At 32.0% G+C, this 23,269-nt stretch carries 23 protein-coding genes and 1 other RNA gene; 11 read left to right on the top strand and 13 right to left on the bottom strand.

Translation table 11 applies throughout. The features are described 5' to 3' along the window. Window positions 1-48: 48 nt before the first annotated feature. A complete protein-coding gene (locus D9R05_RS07825) occupies window positions 49-1,734 on the top strand; it encodes a sodium:solute symporter family transporter (protein ID WP_121666667.1) in 1,686 nt (561 codons plus the stop codon). A 57-nt stretch (window positions 1,735-1,791) separates the two neighbouring features. Here D9R05_RS07825 and D9R05_RS07830 read toward each other — a convergent pair whose 3' ends face one another. Then, complete coding sequence (locus D9R05_RS07830; RefSeq protein WP_121666668.1) at window positions 1,792-2,634, bottom strand: DUF2911 domain-containing protein; 843 nt, start codon at window positions 2,632-2,634, stop codon at window positions 1,792-1,794. Between the two features lie 141 nt (window positions 2,635-2,775). Between D9R05_RS07830 and D9R05_RS07835 the strand changes: the two genes are divergently transcribed. Next, the gene (locus D9R05_RS07835; protein WP_121666669.1) at window positions 2,776-5,010 is read left to right on the top strand and encodes a zinc-dependent metalloprotease; all 2,235 of its coding nucleotides are present in this window, start codon (window positions 2,776-2,778) and stop codon (window positions 5,008-5,010) included. Window positions 5,011-5,015: 5 nt separating this feature from the next. Here the strand turns inward: D9R05_RS07835 and D9R05_RS07840 are convergent, their stop codons facing one another. After that, complete coding sequence (locus D9R05_RS07840; protein WP_162984924.1) at window positions 5,016-5,474, bottom strand: hypothetical protein; 459 nt, start codon at window positions 5,472-5,474, stop codon at window positions 5,016-5,018. 175 nt (window positions 5,475-5,649) lie between these two features. On the opposite strand from D9R05_RS07840, the gene D9R05_RS07845 reads away from it, so the two are divergent. The 3 genes from D9R05_RS07845 to D9R05_RS07855 are packed head-to-tail and all read left to right on the top strand — an operon-like array spanning window position 5,650 to window position 8,122. Then, window positions 5,650-6,114, top strand: coding sequence for an SRPBCC family protein (locus D9R05_RS07845; protein ID WP_121666671.1), 465 nt, complete (start codon window positions 5,650-5,652; stop codon window positions 6,112-6,114). A gap of 2 nt (window positions 6,115-6,116) precedes the next feature. After that, entirely contained in the window at window positions 6,117-6,812 is a 696-nt protein-coding gene (locus D9R05_RS07850) for an SDR family NAD(P)-dependent oxidoreductase (protein ID WP_121666672.1), read from the top strand. Next, a complete protein-coding gene (locus D9R05_RS07855) occupies window positions 6,812-8,122 on the top strand; it encodes a cryptochrome/photolyase family protein (protein ID WP_121666673.1) in 1,311 nt (436 codons plus the stop codon). The genes D9R05_RS07850 and D9R05_RS07855 overlap by 1 nt, the downstream gene beginning before the upstream one ends. Here D9R05_RS07855 and kdsB read toward each other — a convergent pair. Together kdsB and D9R05_RS07865 are read right to left on the bottom strand one after the other, a co-directional pair. Continuing rightward, window positions 8,119-8,868 carry a 3-deoxy-manno-octulosonate cytidylyltransferase gene (gene kdsB, locus D9R05_RS07860; RefSeq protein WP_121666674.1) on the bottom strand — a complete coding sequence of 250 codons (750 nt, stop codon included), beginning with the start codon at window positions 8,866-8,868 and terminating at the stop codon, window positions 8,119-8,121. The genes D9R05_RS07855 and kdsB overlap by 4 nt on opposite strands. A gap of 6 nt (window positions 8,869-8,874) precedes the next feature. Beyond that, window positions 8,875-10,296, bottom strand: coding sequence for an ATP-dependent DNA helicase (locus D9R05_RS07865; RefSeq protein WP_121666675.1), 1,422 nt, complete (start codon window positions 10,294-10,296; stop codon window positions 8,875-8,877). 123 nt (window positions 10,297-10,419) lie between these two features. On the opposite strand from D9R05_RS07865, the gene D9R05_RS07870 reads away from it, so the two are divergent. From D9R05_RS07870 to D9R05_RS07880, 3 genes are read left to right on the top strand one after another with little or no spacing between them, the layout of a single operon-like run. Further along, complete coding sequence (locus D9R05_RS07870; RefSeq protein ID WP_121666676.1) at window positions 10,420-11,070, top strand: hypothetical protein; 651 nt, start codon at window positions 10,420-10,422, stop codon at window positions 11,068-11,070. Further along, entirely contained in the window at window positions 11,051-11,884 is an 834-nt protein-coding gene (locus D9R05_RS07875; protein WP_121666677.1) for a DUF3822 family protein, read from the top strand. The genes D9R05_RS07870 and D9R05_RS07875 overlap by 20 nt, the downstream gene beginning before the upstream one ends. Then, window positions 11,875-12,411 carry an RsmD family RNA methyltransferase gene (locus tag D9R05_RS07880; RefSeq protein ID WP_121666678.1) on the top strand — a complete coding sequence of 179 codons (537 nt, stop codon included), beginning with the start codon at window positions 11,875-11,877 and terminating at the stop codon, window positions 12,409-12,411. The genes D9R05_RS07875 and D9R05_RS07880 overlap by 10 nt, the downstream gene beginning before the upstream one ends. Before the next feature lie 404 nt (window positions 12,412-12,815). On the opposite strand, the gene rnpB is transcribed toward D9R05_RS07880, so the two are convergent. Next, an RNA gene (rnpB, locus tag D9R05_RS07885) (RNase P RNA component class A) lies at window positions 12,816-13,119 on the bottom strand. Window positions 13,120-13,254: 135 nt separating this feature from the next. Here rnpB and dnaX point away from each other — a divergent pair. The 3 genes from dnaX to D9R05_RS07900 are packed head-to-tail and all read left to right on the top strand — an operon-like array spanning window position 13,255 to window position 16,185. After that, window positions 13,255-14,976 carry a DNA polymerase III subunit gamma/tau gene (gene dnaX / locus D9R05_RS07890; protein WP_121666679.1) on the top strand — a complete coding sequence of 574 codons (1,722 nt, stop codon included), beginning with the start codon at window positions 13,255-13,257 and terminating at the stop codon, window positions 14,974-14,976. 3 nt (window positions 14,977-14,979) lie between these two features. After that, window positions 14,980-15,561: a tRNA-(ms[2]io[6]A)-hydroxylase gene (gene miaE / locus D9R05_RS07895; RefSeq protein ID WP_121666680.1), complete on the top strand. Its 582-nt coding sequence runs from the start codon at window positions 14,980-14,982 to the stop codon at window positions 15,559-15,561. A gap of 9 nt (window positions 15,562-15,570) precedes the next feature. After that, window positions 15,571-16,185, top strand: a complete 615-nt coding sequence (locus tag D9R05_RS07900; protein ID WP_317124595.1) for a class I SAM-dependent methyltransferase — start codon at window positions 15,571-15,573, stop codon at window positions 16,183-16,185. 62 nt (window positions 16,186-16,247) lie between these two features. On the opposite strand, the gene D9R05_RS07905 is transcribed toward D9R05_RS07900, so the two are convergent. From D9R05_RS07905 to pyrR, 8 genes are all read right to left on the bottom strand, one after another. Next, on the bottom strand, window positions 16,248-17,150 hold the full coding sequence (locus tag D9R05_RS07905; protein ID WP_121666682.1) for a Ppx/GppA phosphatase family protein: 903 nt from the start codon (window positions 17,148-17,150) through the stop codon (window positions 16,248-16,250). A gap of 7 nt (window positions 17,151-17,157) precedes the next feature. Beyond that, window positions 17,158-19,230 carry a polyphosphate kinase 1 gene (gene ppk1, locus D9R05_RS07910; RefSeq protein WP_121666683.1) on the bottom strand — a complete coding sequence of 691 codons (2,073 nt, stop codon included), beginning with the start codon at window positions 19,228-19,230 and terminating at the stop codon, window positions 17,158-17,160. Further along, window positions 19,231-19,716 carry a SixA phosphatase family protein gene (locus D9R05_RS07915; protein WP_121666684.1) on the bottom strand — a complete coding sequence of 162 codons (486 nt, stop codon included), beginning with the start codon at window positions 19,714-19,716 and terminating at the stop codon, window positions 19,231-19,233. It lies immediately after the preceding gene. A gap of 17 nt (window positions 19,717-19,733) precedes the next feature. After that, window positions 19,734-20,381 (bottom strand): pyridoxamine 5'-phosphate oxidase, encoded by a 648-nt coding sequence (gene pdxH / locus D9R05_RS07920; protein ID WP_121666685.1) that lies wholly within the window; start codon window positions 20,379-20,381, stop codon window positions 19,734-19,736. Between the two features lie 108 nt (window positions 20,382-20,489). After that, entirely contained in the window at window positions 20,490-21,398 is a 909-nt protein-coding gene (locus D9R05_RS07925; protein ID WP_121666715.1) for a ribonuclease Z, read from the bottom strand. A gap of 11 nt (window positions 21,399-21,409) precedes the next feature. Then, complete coding sequence (locus tag D9R05_RS07930) at window positions 21,410-21,748, bottom strand: ribonuclease Z (RefSeq protein ID WP_121666686.1); 339 nt, start codon at window positions 21,746-21,748, stop codon at window positions 21,410-21,412. A 5-nt stretch (window positions 21,749-21,753) separates the two neighbouring features. Further along, window positions 21,754-22,683 carry an aspartate carbamoyltransferase catalytic subunit gene (locus tag D9R05_RS07935; protein WP_121666687.1) on the bottom strand — a complete coding sequence of 310 codons (930 nt, stop codon included), beginning with the start codon at window positions 22,681-22,683 and terminating at the stop codon, window positions 21,754-21,756. Between the two features lie 11 nt (window positions 22,684-22,694). Further along, window positions 22,695-23,234 (bottom strand): bifunctional pyr operon transcriptional regulator/uracil phosphoribosyltransferase PyrR, encoded by a 540-nt coding sequence (pyrR, locus tag D9R05_RS07940; protein ID WP_121666688.1) that lies wholly within the window; start codon window positions 23,232-23,234, stop codon window positions 22,695-22,697. Window positions 23,235-23,269 lie beyond the last annotated feature (35 nt).

Consider the following 23,269-nt stretch of genomic DNA (forward strand, 5'->3'; position numbering starts at 1 on the left):
TTAATTGCCTTTTACTTTTTGATGAAATTATTTTCCTAAGCCTTTTCTATGCATTATTTAGATTTAATTGTACTTCTTGCCACGCTTTCTTTCATTGTAATTTTCGGGTATTACAACACCCGAAAAAACACAAGCGTTAACGATTATTTAAAAGGCGGAAATGAAGCGCGTTGGTGGACAGTTGGTCTTTCGGTTATGGCAACTCAAGCAAGTGCAATTACTTTTTTATCTACCCCAGGACAAGCTTTTCATAGCGGAATGGGTTTTGTTCAATTTTATATTGGACTTCCTATCGCTATGATTATTATCTGCATGGTTTTTGTGCCCATTTATCACCGATTAAAAGTTTACACGGCTTATGAATATTTAGAAAGTAGATTCGATTTAAAAACACGTACGTTAACTGCACTACTCTTTTTAATTCAACGGGGTTTAGCAGCAGGAATTACCATCTTTGCTCCTGCCATTGTATTATCTGCTGTGTTGGGCTGGAATTTAGTTAGCTTGAATATTATTATCGGAATTTTGGTTATAGTATACACCGTTTCGGGCGGAACAAAAGCAGTTAGCATTACCCAAAAACAGCAAATGGCAGTAATTTTTATAGGAATGATTACTGCATTTTTTCTGATTACGAGTTATTTACCTGAAAATATTACCTTTTCTAATGCCATAGAAATTGCTGATGCAAGTGGTAAAATGGAAATATTAGATTTTTCTTTTGATTTTGATAATCGCTATACGTTTTGGAGCGGAATTATTGGTGGTACTTTTTTAGCACTATCGTATTTTGGCACAGATCAAAGTCAAGTACAGCGCTATCTCTCGGCAAGCTCTTTAAAGCAGAGTCAGATGGGACTTATTTTTAACGGCTTTTTAAAAGTACCGATGCAATTTTTCATCCTGCTGCTCGGGGTAATGCTGTTTGTGTTTTATCAATTTAATAATTCTCCTTTAAATTTTAATCCCGCCGCAAAAAATGCAGTTGAAAATACTTCTTATGAAAAAGAGTACAATCAGTTACAAAATCAATTAGAAAAAAATCGGCAAAAAAAATCTACTGCTGCTTTAAATTTTGCTCAAACACCGGCTAGTCAATTCGATAAAAAGAAAGCCTATAAAAATGAATTACAACAGCTTAATCAACGAGAAGTTGAGTTAAGAGAGAAAGGAAATGAAGTTGTAAATCAGGCTAATAAAACCATAGAAACCAACGATAAAGATTATGTTTTTATTCATTTTATTTTGAATAATTTACCGCGCGGCTTAATCGGTTTATTATTGGCAGTAATCTTAAGCGCAGCCATGTCTTCTACTGCATCAGAATTAAATGCTTTAGCTTCTACAACGGTAATCGATTTATATAAAAGAAACGTTTCTGAAGAAAAAAATGATGCCCATTTTTTAAAAGCTTCTAAACTTTTCACCTTGATGTGGGGTGTTTTAGCAATTCTTTTTGCGTGTACAGCTAATTTATTCGATAATTTAATTCAGGTTGTCAACATTATCGGATCCATTTTTTATGGAAATGTTTTAGGAATTTTTCTGCTTGCTTTTTTTATAAAATTTGTAAAAAGCAACGCTACTTTTATAGCTGCATGTATTACTCAAGCAATTGTTGTTACAGTTTGGTGGTTAGATATTATGCCCTATTTATGGCTTAATTTATTAGGCTGTGCATTGGTAATGGCGCTAGCAATAACATTTCAATTAACAAGCCCGAAAAAAGATTAATTATCGTAAAAAAAAGCCGGATAAAAATCCGGCTTTCTTGCATTTAGTTGTTGAATCTTAATTACTCCACTCCTCAATAGAAGCTTCATTCATTTTTACATAATCAGTATTTCCTGCTTTTTTAGCTCCTTCAATAGAAAGTTCAGCTGTTTTAATAGCTTCTTTTTGCATTCCTAATTCTGCTTGAATTAATGCTTTTTTACGCATCATATAAAAAGGTAAGCCATTTTTTTGCATTTTTTCTGATTTTTCAATCCACTCTAATGCTTGGTCCATATCTTTATTTGCTTCGTAATAATAATTTGCGGCAGCATAATAATCGTTTGCTGTTGGATTTCCTTTCAGTGTTGTCTTAATACTTTCCATTGTTTTTTCCTCAGTAGGAACTTCAATAGAAACATAAGCAACGGTAGATTCCCAAATAAAGTTCAAAGTTGCTGAATTATTTGATAAGTTATCTAGCATAATGGTAAAGGTTTCCATATTAAACGGAAGCTGATCTGTTTTTGCTTCTACATTTACAGCAACTTTACTTTTGTCCCATTCTTTTGGTAACCCCCAATTAGAGGCATCTTTATAAAAAATTACTTCCCAACGATCTTCCATCGGTTTTGTAAAAACTGCATAAGTTCCTTTTTCTAATTTTTTACCACCAATTTTCACATCATCACTAAAAGTAATTTTTGTATTTTCGTTAGCTCCTGTTCTCCACATTTTATTGTAAGGTACTAAGCCTCCAAAAATTGTTCTTTCACGCATTGCTGGTCTAGAATAAGCAATTGTAATTTCTGTAAGACCAACCATTTGTTCTGTTTTTGCAAGCGGACTTGGTTGTGGTGCTTTTACTTGTGCAGAGACAAAAGCTGTTGTTAAAAATAAAAGTAAGGCTAATTTTTTCATTGTATTTTTTTGTTTTTGTTCTAGGTAAAAATAAAAGAAATAATTGATTTAAAATTGAGAAAACTGAATTTATAAACTTATGTGTAAATTATTATTAAAAAAACAATAAGCTTGTTATCTTTACAATTACAATTCAACATTATGAAAAAAGTTCTACCATTTATAATTTTGCTATTTTCTGGTTTTATGCTATTTGCTCAAAACCCTTGGTCTAAAGCAAACCAGCGAGGTGCAAATGAAGATGACCTTTTAAATAAAAATTTAACTGTCAAAAATTATACACTTTTTGCTTTAGATGAATCATTTTTAAATCAACATATTTCTAAAGCACCACAGAGAAACACCACTGAAAAAAGTAATGCAGAATTATATTTTCCAGTTTCCGGTTCATCGTTTAAACTATTCAAGCTGTATAAAACGAAAACGTTGAGTGAAGGTTTAGCTAAAAAATTCCCATCAATAAAATCGTACATAGGAGAAACAGCAGACAAAAAATACAAGATTAGAATCACCTTAAGTCCGCAAGGTTTTTTTGGAATGATTTCTCATGGGGAAGAAATAACTTATATTAATCCTAACAACAAATCTGGAAGTATTTACACTGTATTCAGGAAGAAATCAATTACCGCTACAAATACTTTTCTAAACTGTTTATCTGATAAAAAAATATCCGCAAAGAAATCTACACAACCGGTAACACAGGCTGATGTAGATGATGCAACCTTACGAAATTATGAACTTGCCGTAGCTACAACAGGAGAATATGCCCAGTTTCATATTAATCAAATGAATTTAAATAATGCCTCTACATTTCAACAAATGACAGGAGTCTTGGCAGCAATCACCACAACGATTGATCGCGTAAATGAAGTTTACGAGCGTGATTTAGCAATAACATTTACATTAGTTCCTAATAATGATTTAATTATTTATTTAAATCCAAATACAGATCCTTTTACAAACTCCAACCCAGGAATTCTCATTAACGAAAGTCAAACAGAAATTAATAGTACAATTGGTAACTCAAATTATGATATTGGTCACACATTTAGTACAGGAGCTGGTGGATTAGCTGCACTTTTTTCGGTTTGTACTAATGCAAAAGCTAGCGGAGTTACTGGAATATCGGCACCTATAGGAGATCCTTTTGATGTGGACTATGTTTGTCATGAATTTGGCCACCAATTTGGCGCTAACCACACGTTTAATGGTGATAATGGAAGCTGTGGGAGTAACAGAAATAATGCAACCGCAGTAGAACCCGGAAGTGGTGTAACTATAATGGGATATGCCGGTTTATGTCCGGGTGAAAATATTCAAAATAATAGTATTCCCTTTTTTCACGCCATTAGTATAGATGAAATTTTTAATAATCTAACTAATGGTCCAGGGGGAGCTTGCCCTGATAATCAACCTATTTCAAATCAAGCTCCGGTTATACAAACGGTTCCTAATTATACTATTCCCTCAAGAACTGCTTTTGCCTTAGAAGCTAGCGCAACGGATGCTGATGGAGATAATTTAACCTATAGTTGGGAGCAGGTAGACAATGAAATTGCCATAGCACCACCTTCTGCTTTTTCTTCAGAAGGCGCTTTATTTAGATCTGTTGATGCTTCAAGTTCACCTATTAGATATTTTCCTCAATTAGCGAATATAGTAGATGGTAATCTAACACCCACTTGGGAAGTTATACCGATTGTAGCTAGAGATATAAATTTTAGCTTAACGGTCAGAGACAATAATCCTAATGGCGGTCAAAATACTCGTGAAGATTTTTCTATAAATGTCACTAGTAATGGACCATTTAGAGTCACTAGTCAAAATAACTCAAGTCTTTCCTATAATCAAAATGAAACCGTTCCTATAACATGGGATGTTGCAGGAACTACTGGCAACGGAATTAATACACCAACAGTTGATATTTTATTATCTTATGATAATGGAGTAACTTTTCCTGAAGTTTTAATAAGTAACGTCCCTAATGATGGATTACAAAATATTTCTACTCCAATAGGTACCGCTTCTGAAAATTGTAGAATTATGGTAAAAGCTGTAGATAATATTTTTCTGGCCGTAAATTCTGAGCCTTTTGAAATTACAAATATTTTGAGTAATCCTACGGTACAAAATATTCCATTTGCTTTATACCCTAACCCTACAAATAATGGAAAATTTGTTGTCAATTTAGATAATAGTGGAGAACCGGCAAGATTAACAATTTATAATTTACAAGGTAGATTAATCTACACTCAAGATTTACAACAGAATATTAATAAACATTCTATAAACTTAAACAATCCACAATCAGGCCTTTATCTTGTAAAAGTTTCTAAAGGATCCAATACTATTGTAAAGAAATTGCTTGTTAAATAGATAACTTAATAACTCAACTCTAAACTATCTATTATTTGCGGAACACTATTATTTTTGAAGTCTAATTGCAGCTTTCCATTTTTTATAGAAAGTCTACCTTCAGTAATTTTAAAATAACCTGCTGCACCTTTGCAATAGCAAAACCTACCATGAATTAATTTTACTTTCTGTAAATTATCATTTTCATAGAACAAAGTGTTTTCTTGTGAAGGGATTTCAAAAATAACTTCTTCTTTGTATTGAGCATCTTCTGCCTCTTGAGCCATTTTTTGTGTATAGGTAAATTTTATAACTTTAGAAGATGTATTTGTTATAAATTTTGGAAATAACATATCTGCGTCATCTTTTTGCATCAATATACTCGTGTCCTCCATAACTTCCACAATGCAATCTCCTGATTTTTTGCAAGCACTTTCTAAAGTAACATTCTGACTAATAGACTTTTCAAAAGATTCTGTTTTCACGGATTTACACGAAAAAAATAATGTCAACACTAGTAATAAAAATACTCTCATAAAATAGGGTTTTTTTAAAAATAAGCTTTTTCAAATGCTTTAAACCGTATTGAAAGAAAAGAATAACTTTTGTTTAACTTTTTTTGCTTTTATTTAAACATAAAGTTGATTAATTTAGTTTTTGATGAAAATATATACACTACACAAAAAACAAAATTTGCCAATATCTTTAGAAAAAGCTTGGCAATTTTTAGCAGATCCAAAAAACCTTAAAGAAATTACGCCAGACTATATGGGCTTTAATATTAAAGGTGGCGCAGATCGTCAAATGTACGAGGGTCAAATTATTGAATATATAGTTACACCAATTTTAGGAATTAAAACTAAATGGGTTACGGAAATTACGCACGTAAAAAATAAAGAATATTTTGTAGACGAACAACGCTTCGGCCCTTATAAGCTTTGGCATCATAAACATTTTATAAAAGAAATTGATGGTGGCGTAGAAATGGAAGATTTACTACATTATAAATTACCGATGGGAAAATTAGGTCAGCTAACACATCCTTTTTTGGTAAAACCAAAACTCGAAGAAATATTTCAATACAGAGAGAAAAAATTAGAAGAACTTTTCGGAAAATATAAATAGTTATGAAAAACATCTTACTCATTGGCGGAAGCTACGGAATTGGTTTTCAAGTTGCTAAAGAACTTCAAAACGATTACAACATTTTTATAGCCTCAAGAACAAATGAAAAATTAAACGATTTAAATGTAACGCATCTAGAATTTGATGCTTATAAAGACGAAATCGAAAATTTAGATCTTCCCGAAACCATAGACGGTTTAGTTTATTGTCCAGGAACAATCAATCTAAAACCTTTTAAAATGCTTTCGGCAGAGGCTTTTGAGAAAGATATACAGAAAAATTTCATTTCATTGGTAAATGTTCTAAAAGGCTTACTTCCAAAACTTCAAAATTCAAATCAAGCAAGTTTGGTTTTTTACAGTACTATTGCTGTGCAAACCGGAATGCCTTTTCATACAAGCGTTGCCGCAGCAAAAGGTGCAATTGAAGGTTTCGCAAAATCACTTGCAGCAGAATATGCACCAAAAATTCGAGTAAATGTAATCGCGCCATCGCTAACCGACACGCCACTTTCTGAGAAACTATTAAATAATAACAAGAAAAAGGAAAAAATGAATGAGCGTCATCCGCTTAAGCGTGTCGGTAAAAAAGAAGATTTGGCTTATATGACTGCTTTTTTACTGTCTGATAAAAGTAGCTGGATTACCGGTCAGGTTTTTGGAGTCGATGGCGGACTTTCTTCATTAAATTTAAATTAATGAGTACACAAAAATATAGCATATTTTGGTTTCGAAGAGACTTAAGAATAGACGATAATGTTGGTTTTTTAGCTGCTTTAAAAAGTGATTATCCGGTTTTACCCATTTTTATTTTTGATACTGAAATTTTAAACGATTTACCAAAAGATGATGCTCGTGTAACTTTTATATATCAGAAAACTCAAGAAATAAGAAGAATTTTTCAAGAGAAATATGACAGTTCACTTGCTATTTATCAAGGAAAACCTGAAGAAATTTTTAAAAAACTAGTTGAAGATTTTTCGATTGCTGAAGTTTATACTAATCGCGATTATGAACCTTACGCAAAAGAACGGGATGAAAAAATAGATGATTTTTTAGCTGACCATAATATTGAATTTAAAACCTTTAAAGATCAAGTTATTTTTGAAAAAAGTGAGGTTGTAAAAAAAGATGAAACGCCATATTTGGTTTACACGCCATATATGAAACAATGGAAGAAAAAATTTGATACTAAAAAATTAAGAATTCATTATACTTCGCAATATTTAAAAAATTTAATTCAAAATTCTCGCTTACCAAACTTATCACTTTCAGATATTGGTTTTGAAAAATCTACTATTGAAGTGCCAGAATATGAATTAACGCCTACTTTAATTGAAGAATATGATGAAAAAAGAAATATTCCTTCTAAAAACGGAACTTCAAATTTAAGTCCGCATCTGCGATTTGGAACTGTTGGCATCAGAAAAATAATAAAAAAAGCGATACAAGAAAAAGATGAAACTTTTTTTGAAGAGCTCATTTGGCGAGAATTCTTTATGCAAATTCTATATCATTATCCTAAAACGGTAACCGATGCTTTTAAAGAAAAATACGACCGAATTGAATGGCGAAACAACAAAGCTGAATTTAATAAATGGAAGGAAGGAAAAACCGGCTATCCTTTAGTAGATGCGGGAATGCGACAATTAAATAATTCTGGAATAATGCACAATCGAGTCCGAATGGTTGTGGGTAGTTTTTTATGCAAACATTTATTGATCGATTGGCGTTGGGGCGAAGCTTATTTTGCTGAAAAATTACTCGATTACGAAATGTCTTCTAATGTGGGAAATTGGCAATGGGTTGCTGGAAGTGGCGTTGATGCTACGCCTTATTTCAGAATTTTTAATCCGACTTCGCAACTCGATAAATTTGATAAAGACCGAAAATACGTAAAAAAATGGGTTCCTGAATTTGATACCGAAGATTACCCAGAACCAATGGTAAATCACAAAGAAGCACGTGAACGTTGTTTAAAAGTTTATAAAAAAGCGGTTAGTAATTAATTAGCTAATAATTTTCTAGCTTTTTCTAAATCCTCCGGGGTATCGATACCGATTGTTTTTAAATCGGTTTCTACCATTTTTATATTTTTCCCGTATTCTAAATAACGGAGGCATTCTATTTTTTCAGCATTTTCAAGCTCAAGCATAGGTAAGTTGTAAAAATCCATTATAGCTTTTTTTCTAAACGCATAAATTCCAATGTGTTTAAAATGCGTAACATTGGCTTCTTCATTTCGAACAAACGGAATTGGCGATCTTGAAAAATAAAGTGCAAAATCATTCTTATTGGTGATCACTTTTACATGATTCGGGTTCAAAATATCTTCTTCGGTTTCTAAAGCTGTTTTTAAGGAAGCTAAATCTATTTCGGCAGCATCTTCTGCATAAAAAACTTCTAGCAATTTTTCTAAACTTTTTTGCTGAATAAAAGGTTCATCTCCTTGAACATTTACGACAATATCAACCTCTAAATTTTCTACAGCTTCTGCAATTCTATCACTTCCGCAGTCGTGTTCTTTTTTACTTTTTATAGCCTTCCCTCCTATTTTTTCAATTTCATTAAAAATAATATCGCTATCGGTTACCACGTAAACTTCCTGAAAAAGATTGGTTTCTACTGCAGCTTCATAAGTTCGTTGAATTACTGTTTTTCCTGCTAAATCTTTCATTAATTTTCCGGGAAAACGAGAAGCGGCATAACGCGCCGGAATCATTGCAATAACTTTTAATTTTGAAGGCTTTTTCATAAAAAATTAGTTAAAAAATTCATCTTTAAATCCGATAAGGTATAATTTGTCTTTAGCGCGCGTACAAGCGGTGTACAACCATCGCAAATAATCTTCGGTAATTCCGTCTTTTAAATAAGGTTGTTCTACAAAAACGGTGCTCCATTGCCCACCTTGCGATTTATGACATGTCATTGCATAGCTGAATTTTACTTGTAAGGCATTAAAATATTTATTGTTTTTTACCTTCAAAAATTTCTTGTATTTACTGCGTTCATCCTCATAATCTTTCATTACTTCTTCGTACAATCGGTTAGATTCTTCGTAAGGTAAAGAAGGCGTGTTAGCATCTAAGGTGTCCAAAATTAAGACCGTTTCAAACGGGCGCATATTTGGGTAATCTACCATCTGAATTTTCACTTCAGCAAAGCGAAAACCGTATAAATTTTTAATGTCAAAAATTTCTAATATTTCAATTATATCGCCATTCGCAATAAATCCGGCATCAGAATTTGGTTTAATCCAAAAATAATTATTTTTGACCACCATTAAAAAATCACCGGCAGCTAATTCACTTTCGCGAAAAAGAATTCTAGATCTAATTTGTTGATTGTAAATGTTTGCTCGCTTGTTAGACCTTACCACAATTGCGGTTTCTTCGTGCCCATTATTATCGTAAGCTTCATTAATAGCGTTCATAATTTCGTAGCCATCGGTTAAGCGCTCGAAATCTTTCCCGACTTTTTCTTTAAATTTAAACGTATCGTAAAATTCATCTTTTAAGGCTTCACGAAGTAAGGTTGCGTTTTCTAAAATTCCGCTTTTTTCTTGCTGACGAACAACTTCGTTTAACTCCAAATGTGTTACTTCTTTTTGATAAGTTAAGCCTAGCTTATTTTGATCTAAAGCCGGACTCAATGTTAGATTTACCGGTGGTAATTGTGCAGTATCACCTATAAAAATTAATTTACAGTTATGTCCTGCGTAGACGTAATCTATTAAATCATCTAACAACGAACCGTTTTCAAAAAGTTTAGAATCGCTAGGATAATCCGAAATCATAGAAGCTTCATCTACAATAAAAATAGTATTCTTATGCTTATTGGGTTGAAGTGTAAACTGCAATTTTGCAGCTCCAGATTTTTTTGGGTAATAAATTTTTTTATGAATGGTATGCGCCTGATATCCTGAGTAATTACTCATCACTTTTGCAGCTCTACCGGTAGGTGCGGCCAATACAGGACTTTTTTTTAGCTTCCATAAATTTTTAACAACCGTACCAATTATAGTAGTTTTTCCAGTTCCGGCATAACCTTTGAGGACAAATAATTGATCTTTGTCATCGCTTACAATAAATTCTGAAAGTTTTTGTAAAGCTATATCTTGTTGACTTGTTACTTGATGTTCAAAGTCTTTTATTAAAAGTTTATAAAATTCTTGTGCAGTCATTAAAAAGTAAAGCTTTAGATAAAAACCAAAGATAACCACGGATTTTTATCTTGGAAACTTTTACGAATAAAAAAAAGTTGTAGATTTGCGTAGATACAAATTAAATTATAAAAATACTTGGGAATGAGACTTGTAATTCAATTGATTCTTTGGGCGGTTATTGGTGTTTTAGGTTACCTTACTTTTATGTCTGTGTATGAACCTATTCAATTTAATAAAGTAAAAGAAGCCCGTTACCAAAAAGTAATTGAACGTTTAAAAGATATTCGTAAGGCAGAACTTGCTCATAAAGAGGTAACAGGGAAATTTACCGGAAGCTTTGATAGCTTAGTTCGTTTTATAGATACAGCAGAATATACGATTACACAGCGTAGAGATACTTCATATTTAGATAAAGAATATCAAAAAAATTATGGAGTAGATAAAATGATTCAAGATGTAATTGTAGATACTATTGGTACTGCACCGGTAAAAGATTCTATCTTCAAAAACTCTAGTCGTTACAAGAAAATGATGTATGTTCCTACAACAGATAAGAAAAAGTTTGACTTAGCTGCCGGAACGGTTTATAAAAACAATACAAATATTCCTGTATTTGAAGTAAAGGTTGCAAAAGATGTAATCTTAGCAGATCAAGATTCTGATGAAGTTGCTTTAGAAAAACAAGTGATTTCTGTTGATGGCGTAAATGGAGAATACTTAAAAGTAGGTTCTTTAGAAGAAGTAAACACCAACGGAAACTGGCCTAAAGTTTATGGAGCAAACGACGAGTAAGCCTCATACAAAACAATATAAATTGTCCATCTTGATTAATCAGGGTGGACTTTCTTTTTGTATTTCTAATATAGAAAACAATAAACTTGTGTCTTTTTTTACCGAAGATTTTTCTGAAAAAAAAGATCCTGAATATATTGAAAAGCAATTAGAACATATTTTAGCATATAAATTGAAAGATTATAAAAGTCAAATTGAAAAAGTAATCGCAATTTATGCTAATCCTCTTTATACGCTTGTTCCACGGGCTATCTTTAATGAAAAAAAACTAACAGATTATTTAAAATATAATATTAAAATCTTACCGACAGATGTGGCGGCGGTAGACCAACTTTCCACAACTGCTATAAATACTGTTTTTATTCCCTTTACAAATATTAATAATTACTTATTTGATAATTTTGGAGAGTTTACATTTAAGCATGCTTCTAGTGTCTTAACTGAAAATGCAATCAAAAATAGCGGTGCAAAAACTCAAGTTTACATAAATGTACAGCATTTTAGTTTTGATATTTGTATAGTAGATAGTAATAATAAATTACTGCTTTGTAATAACTTTCCTTATGAAAGTCCAGAAGATTTTGTGTACTATATTTTATTTACTTTTGAGCAACTTTCACTAAATCCTGAAGAAATCCCAATTTATCTAAGTGGTTTTATTGATGAGGAAAAATCAGCTTACGCTCTGTTATACAAATATGTACGACATATAAATTTTGTAGAAAATACTAGTCAAATAAATTTTGATGAACGTATTTTTACCAAACAAAAATATCATCAACATCACCTTATATTAAGTACCTTATGCGAATAGTTTCCGGAAAATTTAAAGGAAAACGAATTGTAGCCCCAAAAAAGCTTCCAATCCGCCCCACAAAAGATATGGCAAAAGAGGCACTTTTTAATATTTTAGCTAATCGTGTACACTTTTCAAGTCTTTCTGTTTTAGACCTATTTGCAGGTTCTGGGAATATTAGTTACGAATTTGCTTCTAGAGGAACCGAAAATTTAATAGCAGTTGATGCTAATTATAATTGTATAAAATTTATTAGTCAAACCTCCAATCAACTAGAAACACCAATAAACACTATAAAAAGTGATGTATTTAGTTATTTAGAAACATGCAAACAAAAATTTGATCTTATTTTTGCTGATCCACCTTATGATTTTGAAACTGAGAAATTTCAAGAAATAAGTCACCTGGTTTTTTCTAATAATTTAGTAAATGAAGAAGGTCTTTTAATTATTGAGCATTCTAAGCATACAGATTTATCAACTACTAAAAATTTTAAAGAACAGCGAAAATACGGAGGCTCTGTATTTTCTTTTTTTCACACTTAACACTAATTAAATTTTTTTATGATTTCTCACGCCCCAGTTAAAATCATTAAAAATGAAATTGCATACCTAGAACTTTACGAAGATTATATTTTAAGTTCTGTAAATGAAGGAATTTTAATAGATGACGACATACTTCATTGGTTTCTTATGCTTTTTGATAAATATTATCCCAAAAAAAAATTTGGATATATTACTAATAGAATTAATCAGTATTCTCTAGATCCTACAGTTTACCCACTTTTGGCTATGCATAATAGTCTAGAAGCTATGGCTGTAATCAGTTATACAAATTTAGGTCAACAAAATGCTTTTTTTGAAAAAGGCTTTTTTAATAAACCTTTTGATGTTTTTTCTAATATAGAAGAAGCTAAAAATTGGGTCTTTTCAGTGTTACATATAAATAAGAAAAAAGTAGACCTGTAAGCCGGATTCTGTTTATTTTAAAATAAAATACCCTTATCATTTATCTAGAATTTTTGTTGCCAAAAATTTCTGAGCTGCCTACCCTCCAGCATTGACTGAGCAATCTTAAACGCTGGTTTACATGACATTGCACCGCATAGAGTTTACCTGATTTCACTACAGCATTACCTGTACATTCTTTCTGCTGCACTTGTCCTGATTTCACAACCGACGGCCGTTAGCCGCTATGCTGCTCTATGGTGTCCGGACTTTCCTCTAAAAATTAGCGATAAGGCGGTCTACTTTACTGCAAATATAATTTATCAAATAGTTTATCGTCATAATAATAGAGAAATTGTGAATAAAATTTTACAGAATTAAATTGAAAGCCTGTCATCTTTTTCAAGCTATTTATATATTTGCTGTAAGTTTATAATTTCTATGGAACAATTTGTAGTATCAGCCAGAAAATACCGCCCAGAAACTTTTGAAGATGTTGTGGGCCAAAAGGCTATTACAAACACCTTAGAAAACGCCATAAAAAATAATCATTTAGCGCAAGCTTTACTTTTTACGGGTCCGCGCGGTGTTGGCAAAACTACTTGCGCCAGAATTCTAGCCAAAAAAATAAATCAACAAGCTACCGAAGATACCCAAGAAGATTTCGCTTTTAATATTTTTGAGTTGGATGCGGCTTCAAATAACTCGGTAGATGATATTAGAAATTTAATAGATCAGGTTAGAATACCTCCACAAGTTGGAAAATATAAAGTCTATATTATAGACGAGGTTCATATGCTTTCGCAAGCAGCTTTTAATGCTTTTTTAAAAACCTTAGAAGAGCCCCCAAAACACGCAATTTTTATTTTAGCGACTACAGAAAAGCATAAAATAATACCTACTATTTTATCGCGTTGTCAAATATTTGATTTTAAACGAATAACTGTAACCGATGCTAAAGAATATTTAGCTAGAATAGCTAAAAACGAAGGAGTAAACGCAGAAGACGGTGCATTGCATATTATTGCTCAAAAGGCAGATGGTGCTATGCGTGATGCACTTTCTATTTACGATCGTGTTGTTAGTTTTAGCGGAAAAGATCTAACAAGAACTGCCGTTACAGAAAACTTAAACGTTCTTGATTATGAAACTTATTTTACTTCAACCGATTTAATTCTTGAAAATAAAATTCCAGAACTTCTTCTTCAATACAATGAGGTTTTAGCGAAAGGTTTTGATGGGCATCATTACATTGCTGGCTTAGCTTCTCATTTTAGAGATTTGCTCGTTTGTAAAAATCAGTCTACAATTCAACTTTTAGAAGTTGGCGAAGAAACTAAAGCAAAATATTTTGAACAATCTCAAAAAGCTTCACAAGAATTTTTGTTGAAAGGAATTGAATTAGCAAATGAGTGCGATTTAAAATACAAATCGAGTAAAAATCCGCGCCTGCTGGTAGAATTAACCATTATGCAATTAGCCTCTATCACTTTTGATGGAGAAAAAAAAAAGTCTGAGCGCTTCATAATACCGGCTTCTAATTTTATAAGCACTAAAAAAGCAGTTCCGGTTTCTTCAGCATCTAAAGAAATTATTCAGGAAAATGAGCATCCTGTAGATGCCTCTCCCGTAATAGCCGGTGAACGTAATTCTTTACCCGAAAAATCTACATCTACACGGCCTAAATTAGGGTTAAAATCTAAAAAGAAAACTTCAGGTTTATCTATAAAAAGTATTAGTGAGAAGAAAAAATTGCAAGAAGAACAGGCAAAAAAGGTAATGGCAAGTAAAGTAGAACTTGATGAAGACTTTACTGAAACGCAAGTTCTAGCTGCTTGGAACGAACATATTACTAAACTAAAAAAAAGAGGCGCAAAAATTTTAGCTTCCATTTTAGAAACAGACACACCAACTATAAACGGAAAAGTTTTACAAATAGAACTTCCAAATTCTACTATGAAAGTAGAGTTAAATCGAGCAAAAGGACCGCTTTTAAATTACATAAGAAAGCAAGTGAAAAATAGTTTTATTGAGCTCGAAATTACAGTAAATGAAGAAGTTTCAAAAAAATATGCTTTTACAACGCGCGAAAAATTTGAAAAACTTAAAGAAAAAAATCCGTTAATAGATAAATTACGTTCAACTTTTGATTTAGATATTTAATTTATGCTAGGTTTAAAACTTCCCACAGACCCAAGATGGGCAAATATTGCCGAAAAAAACATCAAAGAAATTTTAATAGATCACGCTTATTGCGAACAGAAAGCGGCTTCAACTGCAATTTCGTTAATTGTAAGTTTTCCGGAATATGAAGAATTAGTAATCGCAATGACCGATTTAGTGCAAGAAGAGATAAGCCATTTTAAAATGGTTCACGATAAAATCGTGGAACGAGGCTATACCATGGGAAGAGACCGACGCGATTATTACGTGGTAGAATTGATGAAGTTTTTCCCGAAAGGTGGAAGCAGAATCAACCAAATGGTTCATCGATTATTATACGCGGCATTAATTGAAGCAAGAAGTTGCGAACGGTTTAAATTGTTATCTGAAGAGCTAGAAGAAAAAGAATTACGCACGTTCTACAAAAAATTAATGATTAGTGAAGCCAATCATTATACCATGTTTTTAAATTTTGCCAGGAAATATGGAGATACAGAAGAGGTAAATCAAAAATGGCAAGAACTCTTAGAATACGAAGCCAAAATTATGCAGAGCTTTAGCGATGGCGAAGGAATTCACGGATAAATCATAAAAATGAGTAACAAGAAACAACATTGGGAAAATGTTTACGAAACTAAAGATTTAAATCAAGTGAGTTGGTATCAAACTACGCCCAAAACTTCACTAGAGAGTATAAAAAAAGCGGAGTTAAAAAAAGATGCAGCAATTATTGATATTGGTGGCGGACATAGTTTTTTGGTTGATCATTTAGTCAATTTAGGCTACACAAATATTAGCGTATTAGATATTTCTGAAAAAGCGCTAAAAAAAGCTCAAGATCGTTTAGGTGAACAAGCTACAAAAGTGAATTGGGTTGTAAGTGATGTTACTTCTTTCCAGCCTTCACAAAAATATGATTTATGGCATGACCGCGCGGCTTTTCATTTTTTAACTGAAGAAAATGATATTCAAAATTATTATAAAGTTTGTACTTCTGCTTTAAAAAGTGGAGCGCAATTAATGATAAGTACTTTTGGTGAAAATGGTCCAAAAAAATGTAGTGCTTTACCTACAGAAAATTATAATTCCGAAAAATTAAATCAAGTTTTTAACGAAAATTTTGATCAGGTAAATTGTTTTACTGAAAATCATATCACGCCAAATAAGAAAAATCAGGAATTTCAGACCTGTATTTTTCAGAGAAAATAAACTATTTCAGGTCAAGCCCACGGAGCATTTTAATAGAAAAAAAATTCAATTTCAAAACAAGTCTAATTTTCTTCGGCTTTTGCTTCGTTGTAAAGTGATTTTATAATTCCATCGGCAAGTCCAATTTTTGGAACATAAACTTTTCTGGCTCTGCTCCATTTCATGGCAGAAAGGTAAATTTTTGCTGCTGGAATAATTACATCTGCCCTATCTTGATTCAAATTCAATTCAGAAATTCGTTCTTCGTATGTAAGCGAATTTAACAGCTGATAATAAGAGCTCAAATAAAAATAAGATAAGGGTTTACCCATTTTTTTTCCGCTTGATTTGAATATATTATTAATATTTCCTCCGGAACCAATTAACGAAATTTTTGAGTAATTTTTTGTTTGCATTTTAATCCAATCTTCTACATCATCCCACATTTTATCTTCTACAATATCATTTAATAAACGTACTGTTCCTAATTTAAATGATTTTGAAGCAATAGTCTTTCCGTTAGAATACATGGTTAATTCGGTACTTCCACCACCTACATCTACATACAAATAGTTTTTATCATCTTGTATTAATTCGTGTAAATCTGTTGCTGCTATTATAGCCGCTTCGTGTTCACCATCAATTATTTCAATATCTATTCCGGTATCATTTCTTACTTTCTCCGCTAACATTTTTCCATTGGAAGCATCGCGCATTGCAGAAGTAGCACAAGCTTTGTAGCGTTCTATTTTATGAGATTTCATCAATAAATCAAAAGCGCGCATGGTATCTTCCATCCGAAGTAAATTTTCTTCAGAAATTTTTCCATTAACAAAAACATCTTCCCCTAGACGGATAGGTACACGCACTAAGGATGTTTTTTTAAACGTAGGTTCTTTATTTTCGGGTTCGGTAATAGTAGAAACCAATAATCTTACGGCGTTAGAACCGATATCAATTGCTGCGTATTTTCTGATTTTTAGCACGTAGTTTTTATTTATGATGAGCCAATTTTTCTAAGTAATAATCGTAAGTAGCAAACTGACTTCTTAATTTAGGCTTTTTATTTTTTCTATAATCGTTTTCTTTAGTTGATGAAAAATCGCGCGCTTTTACATTGTCATTCCAACAAATATTAAACGTGTCTAATAATTCTTTTTGAATGTCTTCTTGATAAATTGGGCAAGTAATTTCTACTCGATTATCGAGGTTTCTTGTCATCCAATCTGCGGAAGAAATAAAGGTTTTTCTATCGCCTCCATTTTCAAAAATATATAATCGCGGATGTTCTAAGTATTTATCAATAATACTAATAGCTTCAATATTCTCACTCATTCCCTTAACACCAGGGATTAAACAACAAATACCACGAACAATAATTTGTATTTTAACTCCCGCATTACTCGCTTCATATAATTTATCAATCATTTTTCGATCAGACAAACTATTAAACTTAATTTTTATACCGTTTGGCTTTCCTGCTTTTGCGTTGGCGATTTCTACATTAATTAAACGCTCAAAAGCATTTCTAGAATAATGTGGAGAAACTATAATATGCTTGTATTTATTTACTTTATAATTAATTTCAAAAAAGTTGAATACCTTATTTACATCTTTTAATAAAGATTGATGTGCCGTAAAAAGTGTATAATCAGTATAAATTTTTGCTGTTGCTTCATTAAAATTTCCGGTACTTATAAAACCATATTTTTTTAATTTTTTATCTTCTAACCGCTCAATAACACAAGCTTTACTATGTACTTTTAGTCCAGGAACCCCAAAGATTAATTTTACTCCTTCACGCTGCATTTGTTCTGCATAACGAATATTGTTAGCTTCGTCAAAACGAGCGCGTAACTCAATTGCCACTGTTACGGTTTTTCCATTTTTAACGGCATTGATTAACGAACTGGCAATGTGGGAAATTTCTGCTAATCGATAAATGGTAATTTTAATACTTTTTACCATAGGGTCTAATGCGGCTTCTCGTAAAAATTTAACCGTATAAGAAAAAGTATGGTAAGGTGTATATTGCAAATAGTCTTTATGCTCTATTTTTTGAAGTAAACTTCCGTTTAGCGATAAACCTTCTACCGGCAGGGCAGCATATTTTGGATACAATAAATTTTTTGCATTTAAGCTCGGAAAATTCATATAATCTTTCCTGTTATGATAACGACCACCGGGAATAATACTATCAGAATCATCAATTCCCATCTTAGAAAGTAAAAATTTAAGCGTATCCTTATCTATATTTTTATCGTAAACAAAACGAACAGGTTCTCCTTCTATTCTATCTTTTATACTTGATAATAGTTTTTCAATATAACTTTTATCTAAATCGCCACCCATATCCAATTCTGCATCTCGTGTAATTTTAATCATATGTGCAGAAATAGTTTCGTAATCAAAAATGCTAAAAAGGCTCTTTAAATTATATCGAATTAAATCATCTAAAATAATAATATATTTATCCTGATTTTCTGAAGGCAACTCTACAAAACGCCCGATTCCTCTCGGGATTTCGATTAAAATATAGCGTTTTTCTAAGGCTTTTCCTTCTTCTTTTTTCAAGGTCATTTTTACGGCTAAATAAGCAGCACTATCTTTTAAACGCGGAATTTCTTCTAAATCGTTTAATACAATAGTTACCAATGCTGGACTCACTTTTTGAAGAAAAAAATCTTGTACAAATTGCCCTTGTTTTTCTGAAACCTCATCTTCTTTAATAATAAAGATACCGTGTTCTTTTAACTTTCGTTGAATATTACTCAGAATCTTTAGACTTGTACTTTGCTGCTGAATAACTATTTGCGTAATTTCCTTCAGCAGTTCACTTGCTGTAACACCTCCCAGTGCTTTTTTACCACCTTTCCCGGCTTGATCAATTCGTTTTACGGTAGCGTAACGCACCTTAAAAAACTCATCTAAATTATTTGAAAAAATTCCTAAAAACCGAAGCCGTTCTAATAATGGTACGCTCTCATCTGCGGCTTCTTGCAACACACGTGCATTAAATTGTAACCAACTAATTTCTCTATTAATGTAGGTTTTTTTATTATCCATCTATTTAAAAGTCTTAGGAAATAAGGTTACTAATGTTTTTCCTTTGCTGATTTCTTTCCAAGAATTTACGTCAAAATCTATAACCACTAAACCTGTAGTCGGCACATTATCTATGGCTTTATCTCCCAGTAAATTCACTAAAACTGTCATAGCAGGATTATGACCAAAAACCATCAATTTATCTATTGAATTATCTTGATTTTTGATTATCGAAAGTAATTCATCTTCATCAAAAGTGTATAAATCGTCTATTACTTTAAAATCCTCATCAGCTACAGAAAGTCCTTTTTTAAAAAGTTTTGCAGTTTCTAAAGCTCTAACCGCTTTGCTTGAAATTAGTTTTATCGGTTTATTTGCATATAACTTAAATGCATTTATTATTAATTCAGCATCAGTATAACCACGTTTTTTTAGTGGTCTTTTTTCATCAGGCAAATTATTTTCCCAAGAAGATTTTCCGTGACGTACTAAAATTAATTTTTTCATTTTTAAAACGTTTTAAATTAAGGTGCTAAGCGAATTACATTCCACTTATTATCTTTATCTAACGAATATTTAAAGCGATCGTGTAATCTATTTGGTCTGCCTTGCCAAAACTCAATTGCATGAGGTATTACAAGATAACCGCCCCAATTAGACGGCCTCTTTATAGTTTTGTTTTTATATTCTTCTTCAGTTGCTTTTAATTTTTTTTCCAGCACTTCTCTATTGGCTACTGGTTCACTTTGAGGCGAAACAATTGCCCCTAAACGACTTCCTTCTGGTCTGGAATTAAAATAAGCATCAGATTCTTCTTCAGAAACTTTTTCTGCTGTACCTGTAATAATAACTTGACGTTCTGCTGCAGGCCAAAAAAAAGATAATGAAACGCGCGGATTTTTAGCGATTGATTTTCCTTTTTCACTTTGATAATTGGTATAAAAAACAAAACCTTCTTCTTTAATTTTTTTAAGAAGTACTACTCTATTTTTAGGAAATCCATCTAAACCAACTGTACTAATTGTCATAGCGTTAGCTTCATCTATAGCTCCTAAACTTTCGGCATAAGCAAACCACTGCTGAAAAAGTGTAATCGGATTTTTTTCTAAATTCTCTAAACGAAGCTCGTCCTTTTTATAGACTTTACGATAGTTTTCTAAATTTTTTTCCATACTGCAATTTACAAGAATACAGCTTAAGGAAAAAGTGAAATTTAAAAGTTTAATTGATAATTAAAGGTTAATGATCCAAAATCTATTTTAAACTTTTTTGTCCAAAAATTAATCAAATTGAATTTTCTTTCCGTCTTGAGCTAAAATCACTTGACTAAAAACGCTTTCTGCTTCTTGTTTAAAAACCTCAGTTCCATCATAACGCGTGGAATAGTGACCTAATATTAAATTTTTTGCTTCAGCTAATTTTGCTATTGTAGCAGCTTCTTTTGCTGTAGAATGCTTTGTGGACTGACACAAATGTGAGTGAGTTTCTAAAAATGTTGCTTCGTGATACAAAGCGGTAACCCCTTTAATTTGTTCGGCAATTTCTGGCTTAAAAGCTGTATCACTGCAAAAAGCATAACTTTTTGGTGACGTTGGCGGCGCAGTCAATTTTTCATTAGAAATTACAGTCCCGTCTTCTAAAATTGCGTCTTTACCTTTTTTTATGCTTCTGTAATAGGCTACATCAATTTCATAATTCAATACCTCATTCATCAATAATTTTCTGTCGCCTTCTTTTTCTTTAAATAAAAAACCATTGGTATAAACTCGATGATCTAACGGAATGGTTTCTACACTTACTTTTTGATCTTCAAAAATAAGTTCTGAAGATTTATCTTCTAATTCATGAAAAATTAATTGATAACTAGTCCAAGATTTTGAAAGCTTCAATTGAAGCATAATTATTTCTTTAATTCCTTTTGGACCGTAAATATGAAGCTCCGTTTTTCTATTCAGTAAACTAAAGGTTGAAATTAAACCAATTAATCCAAAAAAATGATCGCCGTGTAAATGTGAAATAAAAACGTGCTTAATTCTAGAAAATTTGATTTTATGCTTGCGTAAAGCAACTTGAGTTCCCTCTCCACAATCAATTAAAAAAAGTTGGTTATTAATTTCTAATACCTGAGCTGTAGGATTATTAAAGGTTCTAGGAGTTGCAGAATAACAGCCTAATATGTTAAGCTTCATACAAGCCAAAATTAAAACGCGCCTAAATCGCGCTCTATTTCTTCCATCTGAATGATGTCTCCGGCTTCTCTTAGGGTAGGAACTACCAATAATTCTTCTGGTACGTTATCAACATCAATTGCTGAAGTTACTAAAACAAATGAATGATTTTCTGAACGATGCTTGTTAGATAAATTCAAAAAATTAAAAATGTCTTCTAAAGTTGTTTGTTTTTGATTCAATAAATTTACAACAACATTTTTATCGCTAAACTGATTGTAAGCTTCATTCTCTAAAAATTGAGCAAATTCTTTTAAACTTTTATTGTTGTCTTCAAGAATCCAATAATTTTCTTCTTTTTTAATATCCATCTTGCTTACTGTTTAATTTTTGAGGCCAATAAATAAATAATTGCCATTCTTACTGCTACGCCATTTTCTACTTGATTAAGAATAATTGCGTGATCAGAATCGGCTACATCACTGGTTATTTCTACTCCTCTATTTATAGGACCCGGATGCATTACCGTAATTTCTTTAGATAGCGAATCAAGTATTTTTTTATTTAAACCGTATTGCTGTACATATTCTCTTGTACTTGGAAAATAACTAATTTCCATTCGTTCATTCTGTACGCGTAACATATTAGCTACATCGCACCATTCTAGTGCTTTTCTTAAATTAGTTTCTACCTCAACACCTAAACTTTCTATATATTTTGGCATTAAAGTTTTTGGACCACAAACTTTTACATTTGCCCCTTGCAATTTCAAAGCAAAAATATTACTTAATGCCACACGACTATGTAGAATATCGCCTACAATAACCACATTCTTTCCGGCAACTTCACCTAGTTTTTCTCTTATGGAATAAGAATCCAATAAAGCTTGAGTTGGATGCTCATGAGCACCATCCCCGGCATTTATTATACTGGCATTTACGTGTTGTGAAAGAAAAACGCCAGCTCCTGGATTGGGGTGTCTCATCACAACCATATCTACCTTCATTGATAGGATATTATTTACCGTATCTATTAAAGTCTCTCCTTTTTTTACGGAAGAAGAAGCTGCAGAAAAATTAACTACGTCAGCGCTTAAGCGTTTTTCTGCTAACTCAAATGAAAGTCGAGTTCGGGTACTATTTTCAAAAAATAAATTAGCAATGGTAATATCTCTAAGCGAAGGAACTTTTTTAATAGGCCTATTGATCACTTCTTTAAAATGATCTGCTGTTTTAAAAATTAAATCTACATCTTCTTTAGTGATGTATTTTATTCCCAATAAGTGGTCTACACTTAATTCACTCATGCTAATATTTATTAATTATTTACAAGGTAAACACAATCTTCTCCTTCGTTTTCTTTCCAATTTACCTTTACACGTTCCTCATTTATCGCGTCAACTTGTCTTCCGTTATAATCTGGTTGAATGGGTAGATGACGGCTAAATCTTCGGTCTATTAACGTCAATAATTCTATTTCTTTAGGTCTTCCAAAAGATTGAATAGCAGTTAAGGCTGACCGAATACTTCTTCCGGTATATAATACGTCATCTATAAAAATTACACGTTTGTCTTCAACTAAAAAATCAATTCTAGTTTTATTGGCTTCTAAAGGTTTTTTACTTCGTCTAAAATCATCTCTATAAAAAGTAATATCAAGTTTTCCTGTTTTTACTTCAGTAATTTGATAATCCCTTTCTAATTTTTGTTGTAAACGTTCGGCTAAAAAAGTACCTCTAGGCTGAATTCCAATAAACACCGATTCAGAAAAATCATTGTGTTTTTCTATAAGTTGACAAGCCAAACGGTGAAGTATGATCTCTATTTCTGTTTCGTTCAGTAAGATTTTTTGGCTCATCGATGTCAATTTCTAATTGAATTCTTGTCACAAAA

Source organism: Mesonia aquimarina (genome assembly GCF_003667275.1).
GTDB classification, from domain to species: domain Bacteria; phylum Bacteroidota; class Bacteroidia; order Flavobacteriales; family Flavobacteriaceae; genus Mesonia; species Mesonia aquimarina.

Bases quoted from the DNA above. Each gene is read 5' to 3' on its own strand.
- D9R05_RS07835 (WP_121666669.1), top strand. From the start codon at position 2,776: ATGAAAAAAGTTCTACCATTTATAATTTTGCTATTTTCTGGTTTTATG.
- D9R05_RS07915 (WP_121666684.1), bottom strand. From the start codon at position 19,716: ATGAAAAAATTAATTTTAGTACGTCACGGAAAATCTTCTTGGGAAAAT.
- D9R05_RS07825 (WP_121666667.1), top strand. From the start codon at position 49: ATGCATTATTTAGATTTAATTGTACTTCTTGCCACGCTTTCTTTCATT.
- D9R05_RS07855 (WP_121666673.1), top strand. From the start codon at position 6,812: ATGAGTACACAAAAATATAGCATATTTTGGTTTCGAAGAGACTTAAGA.
- D9R05_RS07900 (WP_317124595.1), top strand. From the start codon at position 15,571: ATGAGTAACAAGAAACAACATTGGGAAAATGTTTACGAAACTAAAGAT.
- D9R05_RS07930 (WP_121666686.1), bottom strand. From the start codon at position 21,748: ATGGATATTAAAAAAGAAGAAAATTATTGGATTCTTGAAGACAACAAT.
- D9R05_RS07925 (WP_121666715.1), bottom strand. From the start codon at position 21,398: ATGAAGCTTAACATATTAGGCTGTTATTCTGCAACTCCTAGAACCTTT.
- kdsB (WP_121666674.1), bottom strand. From the start codon at position 8,868: ATGAAAAAGCCTTCAAAATTAAAAGTTATTGCAATGATTCCGGCGCGT.
- D9R05_RS07875 (WP_121666677.1), top strand. From the start codon at position 11,051: ATGGAGCAAACGACGAGTAAGCCTCATACAAAACAATATAAATTGTCC.
- pdxH (WP_121666685.1), bottom strand. From the start codon at position 20,381: ATGGAAAAAAATTTAGAAAACTATCGTAAAGTCTATAAAAAGGACGAG.
- D9R05_RS07830 (WP_121666668.1), bottom strand. From the start codon at position 2,634: ATGAAAAAATTAGCCTTACTTTTATTTTTAACAACAGCTTTTGTCTCT.
- D9R05_RS07845 (WP_121666671.1), top strand. From the start codon at position 5,650: ATGAAAATATATACACTACACAAAAAACAAAATTTGCCAATATCTTTA.
- miaE (WP_121666680.1), top strand. From the start codon at position 14,980: ATGCTAGGTTTAAAACTTCCCACAGACCCAAGATGGGCAAATATTGCC.
- D9R05_RS07850 (WP_121666672.1), top strand. From the start codon at position 6,117: ATGAAAAACATCTTACTCATTGGCGGAAGCTACGGAATTGGTTTTCAA.
- pyrR (WP_121666688.1), bottom strand. From the start codon at position 23,234: ATGAGCCAAAAAATCTTACTGAACGAAACAGAAATAGAGATCATACTT.
- D9R05_RS07870 (WP_121666676.1), top strand. From the start codon at position 10,420: ATGAGACTTGTAATTCAATTGATTCTTTGGGCGGTTATTGGTGTTTTA.
- dnaX (WP_121666679.1), top strand. From the start codon at position 13,255: ATGGAACAATTTGTAGTATCAGCCAGAAAATACCGCCCAGAAACTTTT.
- D9R05_RS07865 (WP_121666675.1), bottom strand. From the start codon at position 10,296: ATGACTGCACAAGAATTTTATAAACTTTTAATAAAAGACTTTGAACAT.
- ppk1 (WP_121666683.1), bottom strand. From the start codon at position 19,230: ATGGATAATAAAAAAACCTACATTAATAGAGAAATTAGTTGGTTACAA.
- D9R05_RS07935 (WP_121666687.1), bottom strand. From the start codon at position 22,683: ATGAGTGAATTAAGTGTAGACCACTTATTGGGAATAAAATACATCACT.
- D9R05_RS07880 (WP_121666678.1), top strand. From the start codon at position 11,875: ATGCGAATAGTTTCCGGAAAATTTAAAGGAAAACGAATTGTAGCCCCA.